This is a genomic window from Ancylobacter sp. (assembly GCF_965249975.1).
GTDB lineage: Bacteria > Pseudomonadota > Alphaproteobacteria > Rhizobiales > Xanthobacteraceae > Ancylobacter.
In genome coordinates, this window is the sequence record NZ_CBDFNE010000003.1 from 900,277 (window position 1) to 918,612 (window position 18,336).

General features: G+C 67.7%; 21 protein-coding genes. 4 read left to right on the forward strand and 17 right to left on the reverse strand.

Annotation, left to right across the window (positions count from 1 at the left end):
* The first annotated feature begins 6 nt into the window (after positions 1–6).
* The gene (locus ACP2AH_RS04400) at positions 7–384 is read left to right on the forward strand and encodes a DUF2934 domain-containing protein (protein WP_425104667.1); all 378 of its coding nucleotides are present in this window, start codon (positions 7–9) and stop codon (positions 382–384) included.
* A 91-nt stretch (positions 385–475) separates the two neighbouring features.
* A complete protein-coding gene (locus ACP2AH_RS04405; RefSeq protein WP_425104668.1) occupies positions 476–1,585 on the forward strand; it encodes an ROK family protein in 1,110 nt (369 codons plus the stop codon).
* Positions 1,586–1,597: 12 nt separating this feature from the next.
* Here ACP2AH_RS04405 and ACP2AH_RS04410 read toward each other — a convergent pair whose 3' ends face one another.
* From ACP2AH_RS04410 to ACP2AH_RS04490, 17 genes are all read right to left on the reverse strand, one after another.
* Positions 1,598–2,041, reverse strand: a complete 444-nt coding sequence (locus tag ACP2AH_RS04410; protein WP_425104669.1) for a low affinity iron permease family protein — start codon at positions 2,039–2,041, stop codon at positions 1,598–1,600.
* 78 nt (positions 2,042–2,119) lie between these two features.
* Positions 2,120–2,299, reverse strand: coding sequence for a DUF3008 family protein (locus ACP2AH_RS04415; protein WP_244377650.1), 180 nt, complete (start codon positions 2,297–2,299; stop codon positions 2,120–2,122).
* A 47-nt stretch (positions 2,300–2,346) separates the two neighbouring features.
* Positions 2,347–2,853: a ferritin-like domain-containing protein gene (locus ACP2AH_RS04420; RefSeq protein ID WP_425104670.1), complete on the reverse strand. Its 507-nt coding sequence runs from the start codon at positions 2,851–2,853 to the stop codon at positions 2,347–2,349.
* A gap of 147 nt (positions 2,854–3,000) precedes the next feature.
* Entirely contained in the window at positions 3,001–3,450 is a 450-nt protein-coding gene (locus ACP2AH_RS04425) for a hypothetical protein (RefSeq protein ID WP_425104671.1), read from the reverse strand.
* Between the two features lie 72 nt (positions 3,451–3,522).
* Positions 3,523–4,491, reverse strand: coding sequence for a carbohydrate kinase family protein (locus ACP2AH_RS04430; protein ID WP_425104672.1), 969 nt, complete (start codon positions 4,489–4,491; stop codon positions 3,523–3,525).
* A 24-nt stretch (positions 4,492–4,515) separates the two neighbouring features.
* On the reverse strand, positions 4,516–5,964 hold the full coding sequence (locus ACP2AH_RS04435; protein ID WP_425104673.1) for a mannitol dehydrogenase family protein: 1,449 nt from the start codon (positions 5,962–5,964) through the stop codon (positions 4,516–4,518).
* A 95-nt stretch (positions 5,965–6,059) separates the two neighbouring features.
* The gene (locus tag ACP2AH_RS04440; protein WP_425104674.1) at positions 6,060–7,067 is read right to left on the reverse strand and encodes an ABC transporter ATP-binding protein; all 1,008 of its coding nucleotides are present in this window, start codon (positions 7,065–7,067) and stop codon (positions 6,060–6,062) included.
* A 10-nt stretch (positions 7,068–7,077) separates the two neighbouring features.
* Complete coding sequence (locus tag ACP2AH_RS04445; protein WP_244377662.1) at positions 7,078–7,908, reverse strand: carbohydrate ABC transporter permease; 831 nt, start codon at positions 7,906–7,908, stop codon at positions 7,078–7,080.
* A 1-nt stretch (position 7,909) separates the two neighbouring features.
* Positions 7,910–8,782, reverse strand: coding sequence for a carbohydrate ABC transporter permease (locus tag ACP2AH_RS04450; RefSeq protein ID WP_425104675.1), 873 nt, complete (start codon positions 8,780–8,782; stop codon positions 7,910–7,912).
* A gap of 258 nt (positions 8,783–9,040) precedes the next feature.
* On the reverse strand, positions 9,041–10,357 hold the full coding sequence (locus ACP2AH_RS04455) for an ABC transporter substrate-binding protein (RefSeq protein WP_425104732.1): 1,317 nt from the start codon (positions 10,355–10,357) through the stop codon (positions 9,041–9,043).
* Positions 10,358–10,622: 265 nt separating this feature from the next.
* Positions 10,623–11,576, reverse strand: a complete 954-nt coding sequence (locus tag ACP2AH_RS04460; RefSeq protein WP_425104676.1) for a sugar-binding transcriptional regulator — start codon at positions 11,574–11,576, stop codon at positions 10,623–10,625.
* Positions 11,573–12,271 carry an HAD family hydrolase gene (locus ACP2AH_RS04465; RefSeq protein WP_425104677.1) on the reverse strand — a complete coding sequence of 233 codons (699 nt, stop codon included), beginning with the start codon at positions 12,269–12,271 and terminating at the stop codon, positions 11,573–11,575. Before ACP2AH_RS04465 ends, ACP2AH_RS04460 begins: the two co-directional genes overlap by 4 nt.
* Positions 12,272–12,324: 53 nt before the next feature.
* The gene (gene tehA, locus ACP2AH_RS04470; protein WP_425104733.1) at positions 12,325–13,269 is read right to left on the reverse strand and encodes a dicarboxylate transporter/tellurite-resistance protein TehA; all 945 of its coding nucleotides are present in this window, start codon (positions 13,267–13,269) and stop codon (positions 12,325–12,327) included.
* 67 nt (positions 13,270–13,336) lie between these two features.
* Entirely contained in the window at positions 13,337–13,753 is a 417-nt protein-coding gene (locus tag ACP2AH_RS04475) for a DUF6691 family protein (RefSeq protein ID WP_425104678.1), read from the reverse strand.
* 4 nt (positions 13,754–13,757) lie between these two features.
* Complete coding sequence (locus tag ACP2AH_RS04480) at positions 13,758–14,186, reverse strand: YeeE/YedE family protein (protein WP_425104679.1); 429 nt, start codon at positions 14,184–14,186, stop codon at positions 13,758–13,760.
* On the reverse strand, positions 14,183–14,533 hold the full coding sequence (locus ACP2AH_RS04485) for an ArsR/SmtB family transcription factor (protein ID WP_425104680.1): 351 nt from the start codon (positions 14,531–14,533) through the stop codon (positions 14,183–14,185). The genes ACP2AH_RS04480 and ACP2AH_RS04485 overlap by 4 nt, the downstream gene beginning before the upstream one ends.
* Before the next feature lie 20 nt (positions 14,534–14,553).
* A complete protein-coding gene (locus tag ACP2AH_RS04490) occupies positions 14,554–15,435 on the reverse strand; it encodes an MBL fold metallo-hydrolase (RefSeq protein WP_425104681.1) in 882 nt (293 codons plus the stop codon).
* Positions 15,436–15,719: 284 nt separating this feature from the next.
* On the opposite strand from ACP2AH_RS04490, the gene ACP2AH_RS04495 reads away from it, so the two are divergent.
* Both ACP2AH_RS04495 and ACP2AH_RS04500 read left to right on the forward strand, forming a co-directional pair.
* Positions 15,720–16,649, forward strand: coding sequence for an alpha/beta fold hydrolase (locus ACP2AH_RS04495; RefSeq protein ID WP_425104682.1), 930 nt, complete (start codon positions 15,720–15,722; stop codon positions 16,647–16,649).
* Entirely contained in the window at positions 16,646–18,235 is a 1,590-nt protein-coding gene (locus ACP2AH_RS04500; protein WP_425104683.1) for a rhodanese-like domain-containing protein, read from the forward strand. Before ACP2AH_RS04495 ends, ACP2AH_RS04500 begins: the two co-directional genes overlap by 4 nt.
* Positions 18,236–18,336 lie beyond the last annotated feature (101 nt).

The window sequence follows — 18,336 nt, forward strand, 5'->3', positions numbered from 1 at the left end:
GACGACATGAACGATCGAGAACAGCGTATCCGTGAATGGGCCTACCGGCTGTGGGAACAGGACGGTTATGCCCACGGGCGAGACAGCGAACACTGGTACCGGGCGGTTGAAATCGTCCTTCAGGAGGATGCTGCGCCAGAGGCCGGCATCGTGAGCCGGCCGGAGCCGGAAGTGGAGGCCGCCGCGGCCGATCTCGAAGCGGCGCCGAAGCCAAGCCGCGCCAAGGCCAAGGCGAGCGCCGCGGCGGCAGAACCCGTGGCCGCCCCACCCAAGCCGGCCCGGGCCAAGGCCTCCAAGGCCAAGCCGGTTGAACCGGCGGTGCCGGTCGCGCCGGAGCCAGCCCCGGTCGCCCCGGCGCCCGCAGGTCGCCGCAAGCGGAGCTGAGGGGCGCGCTTTCCGCGCGTCGCGATGGAACGTCCCCTGCCCGTCCGCCGTTCTCGTCCGAACAAGACGGGACAGATGGGGAGCGATATCCATGGCCAAATCGGCAGCACGCAAGGCGACGGCGGAGACCCCGCCGCAGGTCCCGCCCAATGTCGCGGTGCATGGCGCCGCGACGCTCACCGGCGTAACCGTCGACGCCTTCAACGCCCAGCTGCGCGACGACAGCGGCTTTGTCGGCGACCGCGCGCGGCGGGCGGCCTTTTTCGAGATTTTCGACCGCTGGCGCGACCTCGGTGACAGGAAACTGTCGGTGCTCGGCGAAACGCCGACGGCCGAGCTGTCGAAATCGGCGATCGACGAGGCGCTGCGCGAGGGAAAGCCGCACGAGCAGGCGATCATTCACAGCGCCATTGAGGAATATGCCCAGCAGCTCTTCGCCGTGGTGCGCCGCTTCATGCGCACCAAGGAGTGGCGCGACACGCAGCGCATCGTTATTGGCGGCGGCCTGAAGGCGGGGCGCTTCGCCGAAATCGCGGTGGCACGGACCGAATTGTTGGCGCGGGAAGCCGGCCTGACGATCGAGATGCGCCCGATCCGCAACGATCCCGATGAGGCCGGCCTCATCGGCGCGGCCCATCTCGCGCCGAGCTGGATGTTCGCCAGCTTCGACCATATCCTCGCGGTCGATATTGGCGGCACCAATATACGCTGCGGCATCGTCAAGCTGAACCTCGACAAGGAAGACGACCTGTCGAAGGCGCGTGTGCGCGGCTTCGAGCTTTGGCGCCATGGCGATGAAGACCCCGGGCGCGAGGAAGCCGTAGGCAAGCTGGTCTCCATGCTGGAAACCCTCATCGCCGATGCGGAGAAGCACGAGTTGAAGCTCGCCCCCTTCATCGGGGTTGGATGTCCCGGCTCCATCGCCGGCGATGGGTCGATCGAGAACGGCGCCCAGAACCTGCCCGGCAATTGGCAGAGTTCGCGCTTTAACCTGCCGGCGGCGCTGTGGGAGGCGATGCCCGCCATCGGCGGCAACGAGACCACCGTGGTGATGCATAATGACGCCGTGGTGCAGGGATTGAGCGAAGTGCCGTTCATGCAGGATGTGACGCATTGGGGCGTGCTGACTATCGGCACCGGGCTCGGCAATGCGCGCTTCACCAATCGCCCGCGCGCGGCCAAGAAAGAGGGCAAGGACTGAGATCCGCGCCCGCTACGCGGCCGGGGGCGCGGAAGCGTCCCCGCGCTCGCTTTCGCCGCCTTCGCGGGCGCGGCGGGCCAGCTCCTCGTAATCGGCGCGGATTTTCTCCAAAGTGGTGTCGTCCAGCTCCTCAAGGTCGAGAAGCACGTGACGCGTGCCCTTCGTGCGGGCGATCAACTCATCGATCTTGATGTGCAGCGCGGCGGTGTCGCGGTTCTGGCTGTTCTGGATCACGAACACCATCAGGAAGGTGATGATGGTGGTCGATGTGTTGATGATCAGCTGCCAGGTGTCGCCGAAACCGACGAGCGGGCCCGTAAGCCCCCATAGTACGATCAAACCGGCCGCCGCTGCGAACACCGCCGGCTTTCCGGCCTGAGCCGCGACCCATTGCGAAAAGCGGGTGAAAAACGAACGTCTCGGTTTACCGTCCGTCGAACGCATAAGGGCACCCATCTTTCGCCTCTAGCGGCCATGAAACGCACCGATGGCGGCGAGGTTCCCCCCGCCGCCATCCGTGTTCTCAACCCGGCGTCAAGCGTGCTCGGGCTTGCCCTTTCGCTTGGTGCTGGCGAGTTCGTCCAGCTGCTTCTCGGTCATGGATTTCTCCATCGACTTGGAAGCGCCCTTCAGGTCGCTCTTCTTGGTCTCGCCGCGCTTGGCGGAGAGCGCCGCGCCGGCCGCCTTCTGCTGCGCTTTGGATTTGGCAGGCATGACAAACCTCCTCCGGCGCGTCCCCGCCAGCTAGGCGGGAGCGCCGGCTACTCGGCGGCGTGAAGATTGACCCGGGCCTCCGCCAGCTTGGTCAGCTTGGCGTCGGTGCTCTTTTCTTCGTCGAGATTCTTCGCGAGCACGCTGGCGCAGTCCGGCCGGCCCAGCAGCTTCGCCCAGGCGACGAGCGTCCCGTAGCGGGTCATCTCGTAATGCTCCACCGCCTGCGCCGCCGCGATCAAAGCGGCGTCCAGAACCTGCTTGTCCGCGACTTCGCCGGAGACTTCCTCCGCCTCATCGAGGATGCCGTCAATTGCCGGACAGGTGACCGCCTTCGCTTCCACGCCGTGCATCTTGAACACCTCCTCGACGCGGAGGATGTGCCCCTCGGTTTCCGACAGATGCTGCTTAAAACCGGCCTTGAGCTGCGGATCGGTCGCCTTCTCGATCATGTTGGGCAGAGACGAAGCGATCTTCTTCTCCGCGTAATAGATGTCACGCAGCGTATGGACGAAGAGATCGTCCATCGTTTTGATGTCCTTAGAGAACAAGCCCATAAATATTTCCTCCTTGCGGAAAGGCAAAAGGGGACGCCTCCGGTAACCGGCGCCCCTGCGCGGCGCGCTATCGCCGCGCTCTACTTAATGAACACGCGAGACGGAGCGCCGTTCCCGATTTTGATCGGTCGGACACCGTATTCGCCATCACATTGGCGCCGACACCGGGTCGCGCGGTGGCAGGTCCATCGGCGGCGCACTGGGCTCGTCGAGCGGCTCCTCCACCTCCGGTGTGATGTCGGGATCCTGGTCGGGCGGCAGCGTCGGCTCATCGATGCCTGGTTCGGGCCGATCCGACGGCGGCTCGCGCGGCGATGCCACCGCGATGACGATGCCGGACGCGCCCGCCCGGCGCGGCGGGGGTGGCGCCGGCCACGGGTCGCTCACATCAGGGGGGATCGGATCGCGAATGCCGGGCACATCGGGGTCGCGCACCGGCGGCTGCACGGGATCGCGGATCGGCTCCGGGTCGGGGGTCGGGTTCACGTCCGGAACCGGCTGAACGTCCGGCGTCGGCGGAACACCCGGCATGCCGGGCGCGGCGGGGTCGATGACGGCGAAATTTGCTTGCCCGATCGGGGTCTGGCTGGGGGCCATGGAACTCTCCTCCCTTTTGCCTGTCCGGGCCAACGCGGCCCGCGGCTGGGGGTTCCGGAGAGTGCCGTCCGTTCAGCGCTCCCCGATCACCTCGTGGCGCCAGGGCGGGTTGGCGCCGACGCGCGTCACCGAAATCGCGGCCGCCTTCACCGCAAAGCCCAGCGCCTCCGCCAGCAGCTCGGTGGAGAGGTCAGCCAGCGCCTGCGGCGCCGCCCGCCCGCGCTCGGCGAGCGCGCAGAGGAAGGCGGCGTTGAAGGTGTCGCCGGCTCCCACCGTGTCGGCCACCGTCACGGCTTCCCCCGGCACCGCGATATCGATCCCCTCGGCAAAGCCGCGTGCGCCCTTCGCCCCCAGCGTGATGAGCACGAGGCGCGGCCCCATGGCGCGGATGCGCTCGGCCTGGGTCGCGATCTCGCCCGGGCCTGTGAGCCAGAACAGGTCTTCGTCGGAGAGCTTCACCACATGGCTGAGCGCGATGAGGCGGAACAGGCGGGCGCGATAGGCCACCTCGTCGCGGATAAAGCCGGGGCGGATATTGGGGTCGAGCATGATAAGCCGCCCCCGCCCGTCGCCCGCCGTGCGCGCCGCCAGCGCCTCCATGGCAGAGCCGACGGGCTCATTGACCAGGCTGATGCCGCCAAAGAACAGCATGCCGACCTCGTCCGGCAGATCGGGAAGGTCGGCCGGGGTGAGCAGGCGGCCGGCGGTGTTCTCATCGAGAAAGAGATAACGCGCCTGCCCTTCCACCAGCGTCACGAAGGCAAGCGTCGAGGGCCGGTCGATCGGCGGGCACAGGCTGGCATCGGCGCCGGCGGCATCGAGCGCGGCGCGCAGCTGCTGGCCGAACATGTCGCTCGACAGCCCGTACCAGAACTGCGTCCTCACGCCGAGCCGGGCGGCAGCGATGGCGGTGTTGAACACCGCCCCGCCCGGCAGCGGCAGGAAAGCCTGCCCTTCCGGCGTCTGGCGCGGCACCATGTCGATCAGCGCCTCGCCAGCGCAGAGAAGAACCGGTGCGGCGGCCGGAAGGGGCACGGACATGGGCAACCTCTGGAACGTTTGACCTCAGCCCGCGAGATAGTCGGCGAGGACCGCGCGGGCGCCCTTCGCCCATAGCGCGCGCAGCGCCTGCGCGAAAGCCACGACGACCTCCGGATCGCTGCCGAGATCGCCATAGACCTCGCTCATCGCGAACCAGACGGCCGGGTCGTCCTTGGCCCGTTGCGCGCGGGCCGTGAGTTCCGCCCAGTTGGGATCGTTCGGCGCGATCACCGTGCCGCTGTCGCTCGTCCCGGCGCAGTAGCGGCACCACAGGGCGGATTCGAGGATCAACCCCGGCGGCAGCCGGCCGGCGGCGCGATTGTCGCGGATCGAGGGGACGATGAATTTCGGCTGCCGGTTGGAGCCGTCGAGGCAGAGGCGGCGCACCGTGTCCGCCACTTCCGGGTTGGCGAAGCGCTCGCGGATGACCGCGTAATAGCCACCGAGATCGGTGTCTGGCACCGGGGGGACGATGGGGATGATCTCCTCGCGCTCCACCTTGTCGAGGAAGGCGGAAATGAGCGGCTGCTCCATCGCCTCATGCACGAGATCGACATCCATCAGCCCGCCGGGATAGGCGATGATGGCATGGCCGCCATTGAGGATGCGGATCTTCATCGCTTCATAGGCGTGGACATGCTCGGTGAAGACCACGCCCACCTTCTCCAGCGCCGGACGGCCGGCGGGGAAATGATCCTCCAGCACCCACTGCCGGAATGGCTCGCAGGTGACAGGCACTGGATCGTCGAGGCCGAAGGCCGCCGCCATGGCACGCTCGCGCGCGCCGGTGGCGGGCGTGATGCGGTCGACCATGCCATTGGGGAAGGCGACATGCGCCTCGACCCAATCGGCGAAGTCCGGGTCGGACAGCCGGGCCAGCCCCACCACCACCTGCTGCGTCACATGGCCATTGCCGGGAAGGTTGTCGCAGGACATCACGGTGAAGGGCGGCACGCCGGCAGCACGGCGCCGCTTCAACGCAGCGAGGATGGCGCCGAAAGCCGTCTCCGGCGCGTCGGGGCTGGCGGCGTCCGCCTGAATATCCGGGGCGCCGGTGTCGAGTTGACCGGCCGAATCCATGAAATAGCCGCCCTCGGTCACGGTGAGGCTGACAATGCGGATGTCCGGCTTCGCCATGGCGGCGATGAGCGCGCCATTGCCGCGCTCCACGGGCAGAAAGTCGATCATCGCACCAATGCGCCGGGCCCGGCGCCCGGTGGGATCGAGTTCGATCACCGTGGACAAGCAGTCCTGCGCCTTCAGCGCCTCGCGCATTGCCGCATCGGCCGGACGCACGCCGGCGCCGATGATCGCCCAGTCATGGCCTTCGCCGAGGGCGAACAGGTCGTCGAGATAGACCGCCTGATGGGCGCGGTGGAAATTGCCGAGGCCGATATGAACGATGCCGGCCGTCAGGCGGGCGCGGTCATAGGCGGGGAGCGCGAGGGCGGGCGGATGGGCGGGGGTCGTCATCTCTCAGGTCTTCCGGTTGTCGCACCGCTGAAGCAGGCGACGTTGAAGGCGCGGCCGGCGACCGGCCGTGATCTCGGAACGAAGGCGGCAGGGGCTCAGAGGGTGGGCACGAGCGCCTTGCCCGCCGTGTCGAAGCGATGGAGCTTGTCCGCCTGCGGGGCGAGGCTCACCCGCGCGCCATGGCGCAGAGGCACGTCGCCGCCGACACGGACATTGATCTGACCGACGCCCTCCACCTCGACCTTGAGGAAGGTGTCGGAGCCAAGATGCTCGCACAGCCCCACCGTGCCCTTCCACGGCCCGTCCTCGGCGAGGTCGATATGCTCAGGGCGGATCCCGAGCGTGTGGGCGCCGTGCTTCTGCGCTTCCGCGCCCTCGATCAGGTTCATCTTCGGGCTGCCGATGAAGCCGGCGACGAACAGGTTGGCGGGGGACCGGTAGAGCTCCAGCGGACTGCCCACCTGCTCGATCCGCCCGGCATTCAGCACCACGATGCGATCGGCCATGGTCATGGCCTCCACCTGGTCGTGGGTGACGTAGATCATCGTGGTCTTGAGTGTGTGGTGCAGTTCGGAGATTTCCTGCCGCATGGAGACGCGCAGCGCCGCGTCGAGATTGGACAGTGGCTCGTCGAACAGGAACGCCGCCGGCTCGCGCACGATGGCGCGGCCGATGGCGACGCGCTGGCGCTGGCCGCCGGAAAGCTGGCTCGGCTTGCGGTCGAGATAAGGGGTTAGGTTCAGCACCTTCGCCGCCGCCTGCACCTTGCGTTCCTGCTCCTCGGCGGAAACCCCGGCCATGCGCAGCGGGAAGGCGATGTTTTTGCGCACGCTCATATGCGGGTAGAGCGCGTAGCTCTGAAACACCATGGCAAGGCCGCGCCGCGCCGGCGGCAGCTTGGTCGCGTCCTTGCCATCGATGGAAATGGTGCCGGACGTGGTGTCCTCCAGACCGGCGATCAGGCGCAGCAAAGTGGACTTGCCGCAGCCGGAGGGGCCGACGAACACCACGAACTCGCCATTGGGGATAACGAGGTCGATACCCTGAATGATGGCGACGCCGCCAAAGGACTTGCGGACCTCGGAAAGAACGATCTCGCCCATAAGTCTCTCCCTATTTCACGGCGCCGAAGGTCAGCCCGCGCACGAGCTGCTTCTGGCTGAACCAGCCCAGGATCATGATCGGCGCGATGGCCATGGTGCTGGCGGCTGAAAGCTTGGCGTAGAACAGCCCTTCAGGGCTGGAATAGCTGGCGATGAAAGCGGTGAGCGGCGCGGCATTGGCCGCCGTCAGGTTCAGCGTCCAGAAGCTCTCGTTCCAGGCGAGAATGACGTTGAGCAGCAGCGTCGAGGCGATGCCCGGCACCGCCATGGGCGTCAGCACATAGAGGATTTCCGAGGACAGGGTCGCCCCGTCCATCCGCGCCGCCTCCAAGATCTCGCCGGGGATTTCCTTGAAGTAGGTGTAGAGCATCCAGACGATGATCGGCAGGTTCACCAGGGTGAGCACGATGACGAGGCCGGTCTTGGTGTCCAGCAGCCCGGTGTCGCGGGCGAGCAGATAAAGCGGCACCAGCACGCCCACCGCCGGCAGCATCTTGGTGGAGAGCATCCACATCAAGAGGTCCTTGGTGCGCTTGCCCGGCACGAAGGCCATCGACCACGCCGCCGGCACGGCGATGACGAGGCCGAGCACGGTCGAGCCGAGCGAGATCACCACCGAGTTCCAGAAATGGGCGAGGTAATCCGAGCGCTGGTTCACCGTCTCGTAATTCTCCAGCGTCCAGTCGAAGAACAGGAAGGACGGGTGGGAATTGATCGCCTCGCCCTCGGTCTTGAACGAGGTGAGGAAGGTCCACAGGATGGGGAAGAAGATCAGCAGCGCCACGCCCCAGGCGAGAAGGGTGACGGCGGCCTTACGGCCTTTCGAGACCTCGCGTGCCATCTCACGCCTCCAGATTCTTGCCGATCATCCGCATCAGGAAGATCGCGACGATGTTGGCGAGAAGAACCGCGACGATGCCGCCGGCCGAGCCGAGGCCGACATCGAATTGCAGCATGGACTGCATGTAGACGAGGAAGGTCAGCGTGGTGGAAGCCGTGCCCGGCCCGCCATTGGTGGTGACGAGGATTTCGGCGAACACCGACAAAAGGAAGATGGTCTGGATCAGCACCACCACCGTCATCGCCCGCATCAGATGCGGCAGGGTAAGGTGGACGAAGCGCCAGACCGGGCCGGCCCCGTCCATCTCGGCCGCTTCCATCTGCTCGCGGTCGAGGCTCTGCAGCGCGGTGAACAGGATCAGCGTCGCGAAAGGCAGCCACTGCCAGGCGACGATGGCGGTGATGGAAGCGAGCGGCACGCTGGCGAAGAAGTCGATGGGTTGCAGGCCGAGCGCGCGGGCCATCGCCGCGAACAGCCCGTTCACCGGGTTCATCAGCATGTTCTTCCACACCAGCGCGGACACGCTCGGCATGACGAAGAACGGGGCAATGACGAGGATGCGCACGATCCCCTGCCCCCACATCGGCTGGTCGAGCAGCACCGCCAGCGCGATGCCGCCCACCACGGTAATGACCAGCACGCCAAGGACGAGGGTGAGCGTGTTCACCAGCGCCGGCCAGAAGGCGGGGTCGGTGAAGAAGTAATGGTAGTTCTCGAAGCCGGTGAACTCTTCCGTCCCCGGCATCAGCAGATTGAAGCGCAGGAAGGAGAAATAGATGGTCATGCCCAACGGCACGATCATCCACAGGAACAGCAGCAGCACCGCCGGGGTGAGCATCAGCCGGCCGGCCATGCGCGAGGCTTGCGTCGCCATCTGGGGCCTCCCTTGACGGAGCCGGCCATCGGCGCCGCGCGCCGGGGGCTCGAAAGCGGAACGAATGATGAGGGGCGGCGCCTGCCGCGTCGATACCGTGCCCTTCAGGCTTGCGCCCGGGCAAAACTCCCTTGCGGGGGAGGTCCCGGCACGGCGCCGGAGCGGGAGACACCCGCGCCGTGCCGGGAAACAGCCCGGCGCGGGCGGGCGCCGGGCGGGCCTGGAGGGAAGCCGGCAGTTCGGCCTCCCGGGAAGCGGCTACTTCTTGGGATAGCCGGCGCGGGTCATCTCACGGGTGGTGAGCGCCTGCGCGGCGGCGAGCGCCTGGTCGGCGGTGGCGGTGCCGGCCAGCGCGGCCGAGAATTGCTGGCCCACTGCGGTACCGATCGCCTGGAACTCCGGAATGGCGACGAACTGGCCGCCCGTATAGGGCACCGGCTTGTCGGACGGCTTCTGAGTGTTGGCGGCCTCGATGGCGGTCAGCGTCATCTGCGCGAAGGGCGCGACCTTGAGGTATTCCGGGTTCTTGTAGAGCGAGGTGCGCGTGCCCGGCGGCACATTGGCGATGCCGTCCTTCTCCGCCACCAGCTTCATATAGGCCGGCGAGGTCGCCCAGGCGACGAAGGTCTTGGCGGCTTCCGCCTTGGAGGTGGTCGCGGGAATAGCGAGGTTCCACGACCACAGCCAGTTGCCATGGTTGGAGCCGCCCTTGCGCACCGGCGAGGGCGCGAAGCCCACCTTGTCGGCGACCTGCGATTCCTTGGGGTCGGAGATGAAGGACGCCGCCACCGTGGCGTCGATCCACATGCCGCACTTGCCGGTCTGGAACAGGGCAAGGTTCTCGTTAAAGCCGTTGGACGAGGCGCCGGGAGGGCCGTACTGCTTCATCAGGCTGAGATAGGTGTCGAGCGTCTTCTTCCACTCGGCGCCGTTGAACTGCGGCTTCCATTCCATGTCGAACCAGGCGCCACCCATGGAATTGTTCATGGAGGTGAGGAAGGCCATGTTCTCGCCCCAGCCGGCCTTGCCGCGCAGGCAGATGCCATAGATGCCGGCACCCTTGTCGGTCATCTTCTGGGCGGCTTCCGTGATGAAGTCCCAGTCGGGATTCTCCGGCATTTTCAACCCCGCCTTCGCCAGAAGGTCGGTGCGGTACATCAGCATGGAGCTTTCGGCGTAGAAGGGCACGGCATGCAGCTTGCCGTCGACCGTAAGGCCCTGCGCCACCGGCGGCAGCAAGTCCGCCTGGTCATAATCGGCGCCAAGGTTCTCCAGCGGCATCAGCCAGCCCTGCTTGGCCCAGATCGGCACTTCGTAATTGCCGATGGTCAGCACGTCGTACTGGCCGCCCTTGGAAGCGATGTCGGTGGTCACGCGCTGGCGCAGCACGTTCTCTTCCAGCGTCACCCAATTGACCTTGATGTCGGGGTGAAGGGCGTTGAATTCGGGGGTGAGGCGCTGCATGCGGATCATGTCGCCATTGTTCACGGTGGCGACGGTGATGGTGGTCTGCGCCGAGGCCGAGCCCATCAGGGCCAGCAAAAGCGAGGCGCCCGCGAGGGGGCGGAATGTCACGGTCATGGCTGTCCTCCCGTTCGGCGTTTTATGAGCAAATAATCGCCGTATGGGCAAATACTCATGCGCAGCTCCGCGAGCGTCAAGCGATTTCGATGCTGCAACCGCGAACATCCTGCTCGCCCTCGGTCGAACGCGTGGAAAATTCTGGTATTATATCAGATATTTACGCTACTTAGCGCGCACCACCGCTGCCGCTTGGGCACGCTGCCGGTGCGTCAGCGGTCTCGCATGCATAGGCGAGAGGGAGGGTGCGGCGCTGGGCTCAGCCGGCGAGAATCCCGGCGGCGGTCGGCTCGTCGGTCACGAGGCCGTTGATGATGCCAGAGGTCAGCGCCGCCCGCAGGGCGACGATCTTGGCGGCGCCGGCGGCGATTCCGATCACCGGCCGCGACGGCGTCGCGATCTCCACCCGCACGCCGGTGAGACGGGCATTGAGCGCGAGGTCGAGATAGCGCCCCTGGCGATCATAGATCCACCCGGCGACCTCGCCGGCGGCACCGGCGTTCTGGATTTCGTGCAGTTCGTCGGCGGTGAGGAAGCCGTCGGTCATCAGCGGCGCGTCCTCGCTCATCTGGCCGACGCCGACAAAGGTCACATCCGCCGCCTGCGCCAGTTCCCGCACCTTGCGCACCGCGCCGAGCGATTGAAGCGTGCGGTTCTCCTCAACTGAATCGACCAGCACCGGCACCGGCATCGGGTAGTGCGGCGCCCGCACCTTCTCGGCGAGCCGCATGATAACCTCGAAATAGGAGGCCGAGCCGTCGAGCGCGATATTGCCGAGCAGCGAGACGAGCCGGTGCTGCGGCGCCGCCACCGGGCTCAGCGCGTCCACCATGCCGCGCAGCGCCCGGCCCGTGCCCAGCGCGATGACGCGCGACCCCGCTTCCGCCAGCACGCGCTCCATCTCCTCCGCCGCCGCCGGGGCGATGGAGCGAACGGGATCGCGAGACGGGCCGAGGCCGGGCATCACCCGGCAGCGCACCAGGCCGAAACGTTCGCGCAGCGCCGCTTCCAGCTGCACGCAGCGGGCGAGATGATGGTTGAGCCGAACATGGATCAGGCCCGCCGCGACCGCCCGGCTGACAAGGCGTTGCGCGCGCTGGCGCGACAGCCCCATCTCAGCCGCGATCTGGTCCTGGGTCAGGCCGCCGACGTAATACAGCCAGGCGGCGCGGGCGGCCTGGTCGTCGATCGGGGCATCGAGGTCGCTCGTCATGCTCGGTTCGCGTCTGCCGCGCCAGCCGGCGCATGGAAAAGGTCGGCCCTCGCCGCCCGAAGGGATGCGAAGCTGTCGAAACGTCGGTGCGGAGTTACCCCGTCGGGCAGCGGCATGTCCATGGCCGCGAAATGCCCGCCACCGACGAAATGCCAAACCTCCATGCCAGCGGCAAGCCCGGCGGCCACCCCGGCCGCGCTGTCCTCCACCACCACGCAGCGGGCGGGGTCGGCGCCCATGCGTGCGGCGGCGTGCAGGAATAGGTCCGGCGCCGGTTTGCCGCGCGTGACCTCGGAGGCGGTGAAGGCACGGCCGGCGAACACGCCGTCGAGGCCGACGAGCCGCAGCGAGGCGGCAAGGCGCGGCGGGCTCGACGAGGTGGCGAGGCAGAACGGCACGTTGAGCGCCGCCAGCGCCTCCACCGCGCCCGGCATCGGCACCAGCCCGGCCTCGAAGGAGGCCAGCAGGCGCTCGCGGTAGTCATCCTCGAAGGAGGCAGCGAGGTCCATGCCGAAGCGCGTCTTCACCTCGGCGCGAATGACGGTGTGGGCACGGCCGATGAAATGACGCGCCACGAAGCCCAGGTCGACGGCGATGCCGTGACAGGCGAGCGCGTCGATCAGCGCGCGCGCAGCGAGAACCTCGCTGTCGATCAGCACGCCGTCGCAATCGAAGATGAGGAGCGCGGGCCGCATGCGAGCGGTCTAGCCTTCCGCCCGTCCGCCGTCCAGCGGTGCGCGGTGCCGCCTCAACCCGGCCGTGGCAGCAGTCGGCCGCGCAAAAGCTGCCAGAGGCTGTGCGCGGAGGCGAGCGCGACCACGCCGGTGGCGAGAGCGAGCAGGAACGGCGCCAGCACCGCCAGCACGCCCGTCTCGCCCCGCGCGACCAGAAGCAGGGTCGCAGTCGCCAGTGCGGTCAAGCCGAAGGTGAAGGCCCAATAGGCCGGAGAGAGCGGCTGGCGCAGAATCCAGGGCAGCAGCCGGGCGATCAGGAGCAGCTGGAGCAGACCATAGCCCAGAAGCGCCCGGGCAAAGATGTCCGGCCCGCCTGAGGTCAGGCTGAGATAGGTGACAGCCCCGACCACCGGCGGCGCCAGCTGGATGCCAAGCGACGGGCGCTGCGCCGGCGGCAGGGCGGAGCCGTGCTGGAAGCGGTTCAGCAGCACCGATTCCATGGCGAGCCACGAAAACAGGCCGGCGCCGAACGCCAATTGCCCCCAGTCCTGGAAACCCAGCACGCCGCAAGCAGTGCCGGTGACGAAGCTCCCGGCGACCAGCGGCAGGTACATCACCGGGGTGGCCGCCTCCGGGTCGCGCTCGCCGCGCCACAGGCAACCGGTGCGCCAGACGCCGAAGCCGAGCGTGAACAGCGCGCCGGCCAGCAGCAGCCCCTCGGCAAGGGCACGGGAATAAGGCGCCGCGCCGATGCTGACCAGCAGCGTCGCCACGCCCGCCAGCCCGACGAATCCCGACTGCACCGGATGGTGAAGTTCCTCCAGCGCCGCTGGGCGGGCCAGCGTCCATTTGAGGACATAGAGCAGCAGGACCACCGCCCAGACGAGCGCGCCCGCCGCCATGAACGCCTCGCCGAGAATCGCCGGCACGCCCCAGAGCGCATGGGCGGCGCGCCAGCTTCCCCCCAGCCCGCAAAGGCCCAGCACCATGCCGAAGAAGGAGACCGGCACGATCGGCAACCCGCTGTTTTCCCGCACGCGGCACTCCCCCTTCGCGGCTCGACCTTGCCGGCTTGACGTCCCGCGCCTAGGCCCTGCGCTCGGCAAGGGCGCGCGCCGCCCACATCCCCGCCAGCATGGCCGGAACGAAGGCCAGCGTCCCCGGCGCGGCAAGGCCGAGCGCGGTGAAGGCCGGGCCCGGGCAGAAACCGCCCAGCCCCCAGCCGATGCCGAACAGCGCCGGGCCGACGATCAGCCGCGTGTCGATATCGGTACGGGTCGGCAGTTGGAAGCGAGGCGCCAGCAACGGCCTCTCGCGCACCAGCACCAGGCGGAAACCGACAAAGGCGACCAGCACCGCCCCGCCCATGACGAAGGCGAGCGAGGGATCGAACGTGCCGGCGAGGTCGAGGAAGTTCAGAACCTTGGCCGGGTTGCTCATGCCGGACACAATGAGCCCGACGCCGAACAGGAGGCCGAGGGCGAGATTGACGAGGATCGACATCGCCTCAGCCTCCTATGACGTGGCGCGCGACAAAGACGGTGGCGACGCCCGCCGCCATGAACACACCGGTGGCCAGGAGGGAGCGCCGCGACAGCCGCGCCAGGCCGCACACGCCATGGCCGGAGGTGCAGCCCGAACCCCACACCGAGCCGAAGCCGACCAGCAGGCCGGCCACCGCCATCAGCACCAGATTGGACGACACGGTCTGCACCACGCCTTCGCCGGTCACGGCGGCATAGAGCACGGGCGCGGCGACAAGGCCGACAATGAAGGCGAGGCGCCCGGCGAACAACCTGTCGCCATAAGGCGGAAACAGCCGGCTGGCGATGCCGCTGATGCCGGCGATCCGGCCCTCCGCCAGCAACAGCAGCACCGCGCTGAGGCCGATGAGGGTGCCGCCGATGAAGGAGGCCAGCGGCGTGAACGCCGTCATGGTTGTCTCGCGGGGTTGAGCGGGAGCGTTGCGGGAGCGGCGCAGAACAGGCCGTGCATGGTGGCGATGAAGGTCTCCACCCGCGGGTCGGCAAGGCGATAGAACACCTGCTTGCCCTCCTTGCGGCCGACGATCAGCCCCGCCTCCCGTAGCCCGGCGATCTGCTGCGACAGGCCGGGCTGGCGGATGCCGAGCAGATCCTCCAATTCGCGCACTGAGCGCTCGCCCTGCACGAGCGCGCAGGCGACCATCAGCCGGTCAGGGTTGGACAGGGTTTTGAGAAAGGCCGAAGCCTCCCCCACCCTGGCCTTCATGTCGGCGATCTCGGTGGACGGCGTGTCGAGCATCGTGTCGTTCCCGCTGGGCGTCAGTCCCACACCGCGCCCGTGAGCACATCGAGAGGAATCTTGAGATAACGTACCCCGTTCGATTCCGGCAGCGGCAGTTGGCCTCCATTGGTGTTGATCTGCAAGGAGGGCAGGATCAGTTTGGGCATGGCGAGCGTTCGATCACGGGCCTCGCGCAGTGCGACGAAAGCGTCTTTCGTCACGCCATGCGCCAAATGGATGTTGCGTCCCTTTTGTTCCGCCACGGTGGACTCCCACAAAGGCGGCCGTCCGCCCGGTTGGTAGTCATGGCCGGTGAACAGGCGTGTCTCGTCCGGCAGCGCCAGAATGGCCTGGATCGAGTTCCACAACGCTCCGGCACTGCCGCCGGGGAAGTCCGCTCGCGCCGTGCCGCTATCGGGCATGAACAGCGTGTCGTGGACGAAGGCGGCATCGCCGATCACATAGGTGATGGAGGCCAGCGTATGGCCGGGCGAGAACATCACCCGGGCAGCGATGTCGCCGACCGTGAAGGTGTCGCCCGCCGCGAACAGCCGATCCCATTGCGAGCCGTCGGCAGGGAAGTCCGGCCAGTTGTAGAAGCCCTTCCAGAGTGTCTGGACCTCCTTCACCCGTTCGCCGATCGCCGTCGGCGCGCCGGTCTTTGTCTTGAGATAGTGCGCGGCGGAGAAATGGTCGGCGTGCGGATGGGTGTCGAGAATCCACTCCACCGCGTAGCCGCGCTGACGCACGAAGGCGAGGAGGCGGTCGGCATTGCGCGTAGCGGTTTGGCCCGACTTCTCGTCGAAATCATAAACCGGGTCGACGATCGCGCATTTCTTCGTGGCCGGATCGGCGACGACATACTGGATCGACCAGGTGCGGGGGTCGAAGAAGCCGGTGACTTCAGGCGTTTGGGTCATGGCTGTGTTTCCAGGCCGGGGCAGGTTCACCCCTGGGACACATCATCTATAACGATTGCATTTTTTCGCAAGCATTTATTTGATTGCGATATTGCTTACTTTTCGCCGGCAGCTCGCGTCGCGAGGTGCTGTCTCACCGCGTCCGTGGTCGACAATCCCAGATTTGCCGGCAGTTCGGACAGAATGCAGGGAAACCGACGCGGCACTCTTGCCTTTGCACGCCAAATTGTTGACAGTTGGCACAATGCGGACAGTGAAGTCCGATCCTGCAAGGAAGTGCCCCGATGGATGTTGCCGAAGCCGTTCCCGAACTCGTTCCCACCACGCGGCTGATGGAGGGGTTCACCTTCCAGCGCATCAAGACGCGCGGCGCCGAGATCAATGTCGCCACCGCCGGCGAGGGGCCGCCGCTGCTGCTCATCCATGGCAACCCGCTCACTTTGGTCAGCTGGCACAAGGTGGCGCCCTCGCTGGCGCGAGATTTCACGGTCGTCGCTATCGACATGCGCGGCTACGGTGACAGTTCCAAGCCCGATGGCGGCGAAGACCATTCCGGCTATTCCTTCCGCGCTATCGGCGAGGATGCGTTCGAGGTGATGGACGCACTCGGCCACGAGACCTTCGCGGTCGCCGGCCACGATCGCGGCGCCCGCGTCGGCTTCCGCATGGCGCTCGACCGGCCGGAGCGCATCACCCGCTATGCCGCGCTCGACATCGTGCCGACCCACCATGTGCTGAACAACATCACGCTCGGCTGGGCGCGCGAGAGCTATCACTGGTTCTTCATGGCGCAGAAGGCACCCTTCCCGGAGAATTTGCTCGGCGCCGATCTCGACTATTATATGCGCTACAAGCTCAACAAGAAGGGCGTGGGGCTGGAAATCTTCACCCCCGAGGCGATGGCGGAATATATACGCTGCGCCACCAAGGAGCAGATCCACGCCGTGTGCGAGGATTACCGCGCCACCATCACCGTCGACCTCGACATGGACACGGCGGACTACGGAAAGCGCAAGATCGCCTGCCCGACCATGGTCATCTGGGGCACCAACAGCCATTGCGGGCGCCACTTCAAGCCCGTCGAGGCGTGGTCGGAATGGGCGGACGATCTCGTCGGTCTTCCCGTTCCCACCGGCCACTACCCCGCCGAGCATCGACCGGACCTCATCTACGCCGCCTTCTACCGCTTCTTCCGCGGTGAGCCCGTGACATGAGTGGCGGCGCCCTGACGCCGGCGGCGGCAAAAGCGCGCCTGCATGAAGGCGGGGAGATCGCCTTTCTCGATGTTCGAGAGGCCGCGGCGTTCGGCGAAGGGCATCCGCTCTTCGCCGTGCCCTGCCCGTTCAGCCGGCTGGAAGCGGCGGCGGTGGCGCTGGTGCCGCGCGCCGACTGTCCGATCCTGCTGATCGACGATGGCGACGGCACCGCCGAGAAAGCCGCGCGGCGGCTCACCGCCTGCGGCTACTCCGACCTCTCCTATGTCGCGGGCGGGCTGCCCGCCTGGGCGGCGGCGGGGTTAGGCGTCTTTGCCGGGGTCAATGTGCCGAGCAAGACGCTGGGCGAATTGCTGGAGCACGACCACCGCCCGGCGATGATCGATGCCGCCACGCTCGCCAGCTGGCGCGGCGAGGGGCGCCCGCACGCCTTTTTCGACGCCCGCCCGCCCGCGGAATACGCCAAGATGCGGATCGAGGGCGCGCGCTGCCTGCCGAATGGCGAACTCGCCCATCGCCTCGACGCCGCCGTGGCGGACATGGCGACGCCGATCGTCATCACCTGTGCCGGCCGCACGCGCGGCATTGTCGGGGCGCTGACGCTGCGCGCCATCGGTATACGCAACCCCGTCTATGCGCTGGAAAACGGCACGCAGGGCTGGGCGCTCGCCGGCCTGCCGCTCGACCGGGGCGCGCGCGCCGACCCGCTCCCGGCGCTTGACGAGGCGCAGGCGCAGGCGAGCCGTGACCGCGCCCGCCACCTCGCCCGCGCCGCACAGCTTCCGCGCATCGCCGTGGCGGAGGCGGAACGGCTTCTGGCCGCGCCCGGGCGCACCCCTTTCCTGTTCGACCTGCGCAGCGCCGAGGAGCGGGACGCGCGGCCGGCGTCCGGGGCGGTGCCGGTGCTTGCCGGCCAGCTCATTCAGGCCACCGACCAGTATGTCGGCGTGCGCCATGCGCGCCTCATCCTGATGGACGATACCGGGCTGCGCGCCGCACTCGCCGGGCTGTTCCTGCGCGCCCTGGGCTTTGAGGTGCTGGTGCTGGCGCTCGACGAGGCGCCGGACGCCGCCATCCCGCACATTCCGCCCCGCGCGCTTCGCGCACCGGCCCCGCCGCCGATGGTCGAGGCACGCGCGGCATGGAACCTCGCCCAGAGCGGCGTTCCGGTGTTCGATCTTCGGGCCTCCACCGAATGGGAGACGTGGCGGCTCGACGCGGCGCGCTGGGTGCTGCGCGACGATCTTCCCGGCGCGCTGGCCAAGGGCGTGCGCCGGGCGATCCTGCTCGGCGATGCCGTCGCCGTCGCGGCAGCGGCCGTCGATCTGCAGGAGGCGGGCATCGCCGCCGCCTGGCTGCCGGCCGACGCCGAGGCCTGCGCCCAGGCAGGCTGGCCAGTGGACCGCGCGCGCCGGCGCATGAGCCGGGAAGAGGCCCGCGACCGCGTCTGGTTCGTGCATGACCGCCATGACGGCAATCGGGAAGCCTCCCGGCAATATCTCGCCTGGGAGATGGGCCTCGTGAACCAGCTCGACGAGGCCGAGCGCGCCGCCTTCGGCTGGGTGCCCATCGGCGCCGCACCCTGAGCCTTCGCGGCCAGTTCCTTTGCCGCCCGCTCCTTCGCCGCCGTTTGCCACTCCTCTCAGCCCCGCCATCCTCGATGGCGGGGCTTTTGCTTGGCGGCCCG

Excerpts from the sequence above, each read along its gene's own strand:
- ACP2AH_RS04425 (WP_425104671.1), bottom strand. The coding sequence starts at position 3,450 with ATGGCCCCCAGCCAGACCCCGATCGGGCAAGCAAATTTCGCCGTCATC.
- ACP2AH_RS04500 (WP_425104683.1), top strand. The coding sequence starts at position 16,646 with ATGAGTGGCGGCGCCCTGACGCCGGCGGCGGCAAAAGCGCGCCTGCAT.
- ACP2AH_RS04415 (WP_244377650.1), bottom strand. The coding sequence starts at position 2,299 with ATGCCTGCCAAATCCAAAGCGCAGCAGAAGGCGGCCGGCGCGGCGCTC.
- ACP2AH_RS04440 (WP_425104674.1), bottom strand. The coding sequence starts at position 7,067 with ATGGGCGAGATCGTTCTTTCCGAGGTCCGCAAGTCCTTTGGCGGCGTC.
- ACP2AH_RS04495 (WP_425104682.1), top strand. The coding sequence starts at position 15,720 with ATGGATGTTGCCGAAGCCGTTCCCGAACTCGTTCCCACCACGCGGCTG.
- ACP2AH_RS04420 (WP_425104670.1), bottom strand. The coding sequence starts at position 2,853 with ATGGGCTTGTTCTCTAAGGACATCAAAACGATGGACGATCTCTTCGTC.
- ACP2AH_RS04400 (WP_425104667.1), top strand. The coding sequence starts at position 7 with ATGAACGATCGAGAACAGCGTATCCGTGAATGGGCCTACCGGCTGTGG.
- ACP2AH_RS04485 (WP_425104680.1), bottom strand. The coding sequence starts at position 14,533 with ATGCTCGACACGCCGTCCACCGAGATCGCCGACATGAAGGCCAGGGTG.
- ACP2AH_RS04410 (WP_425104669.1), bottom strand. The coding sequence starts at position 2,041 with ATGGGTGCCCTTATGCGTTCGACGGACGGTAAACCGAGACGTTCGTTT.
- ACP2AH_RS04460 (WP_425104676.1), bottom strand. The coding sequence starts at position 11,576 with ATGACGAGCGACCTCGATGCCCCGATCGACGACCAGGCCGCCCGCGCC.
- ACP2AH_RS04465 (WP_425104677.1), bottom strand. The coding sequence starts at position 12,271 with ATGCGGCCCGCGCTCCTCATCTTCGATTGCGACGGCGTGCTGATCGAC.
- ACP2AH_RS04435 (WP_425104673.1), bottom strand. The coding sequence starts at position 5,964 with ATGACGACCCCCGCCCATCCGCCCGCCCTCGCGCTCCCCGCCTATGAC.
- ACP2AH_RS04450 (WP_425104675.1), bottom strand. The coding sequence starts at position 8,782 with ATGGCGACGCAAGCCTCGCGCATGGCCGGCCGGCTGATGCTCACCCCG.
- ACP2AH_RS04430 (WP_425104672.1), bottom strand. The coding sequence starts at position 4,491 with ATGTCCGTGCCCCTTCCGGCCGCCGCACCGGTTCTTCTCTGCGCTGGC.
- ACP2AH_RS04490 (WP_425104681.1), bottom strand. The coding sequence starts at position 15,435 with ATGACCCAAACGCCTGAAGTCACCGGCTTCTTCGACCCCCGCACCTGG.
- ACP2AH_RS04405 (WP_425104668.1), top strand. The coding sequence starts at position 476 with ATGGCCAAATCGGCAGCACGCAAGGCGACGGCGGAGACCCCGCCGCAG.
- ACP2AH_RS04480 (WP_425104679.1), bottom strand. The coding sequence starts at position 14,186 with ATGACGGCGTTCACGCCGCTGGCCTCCTTCATCGGCGGCACCCTCATC.
- ACP2AH_RS04475 (WP_425104678.1), bottom strand. The coding sequence starts at position 13,753 with ATGTCGATCCTCGTCAATCTCGCCCTCGGCCTCCTGTTCGGCGTCGGG.
- ACP2AH_RS04445 (WP_244377662.1), bottom strand. The coding sequence starts at position 7,908 with ATGGCACGCGAGGTCTCGAAAGGCCGTAAGGCCGCCGTCACCCTTCTC.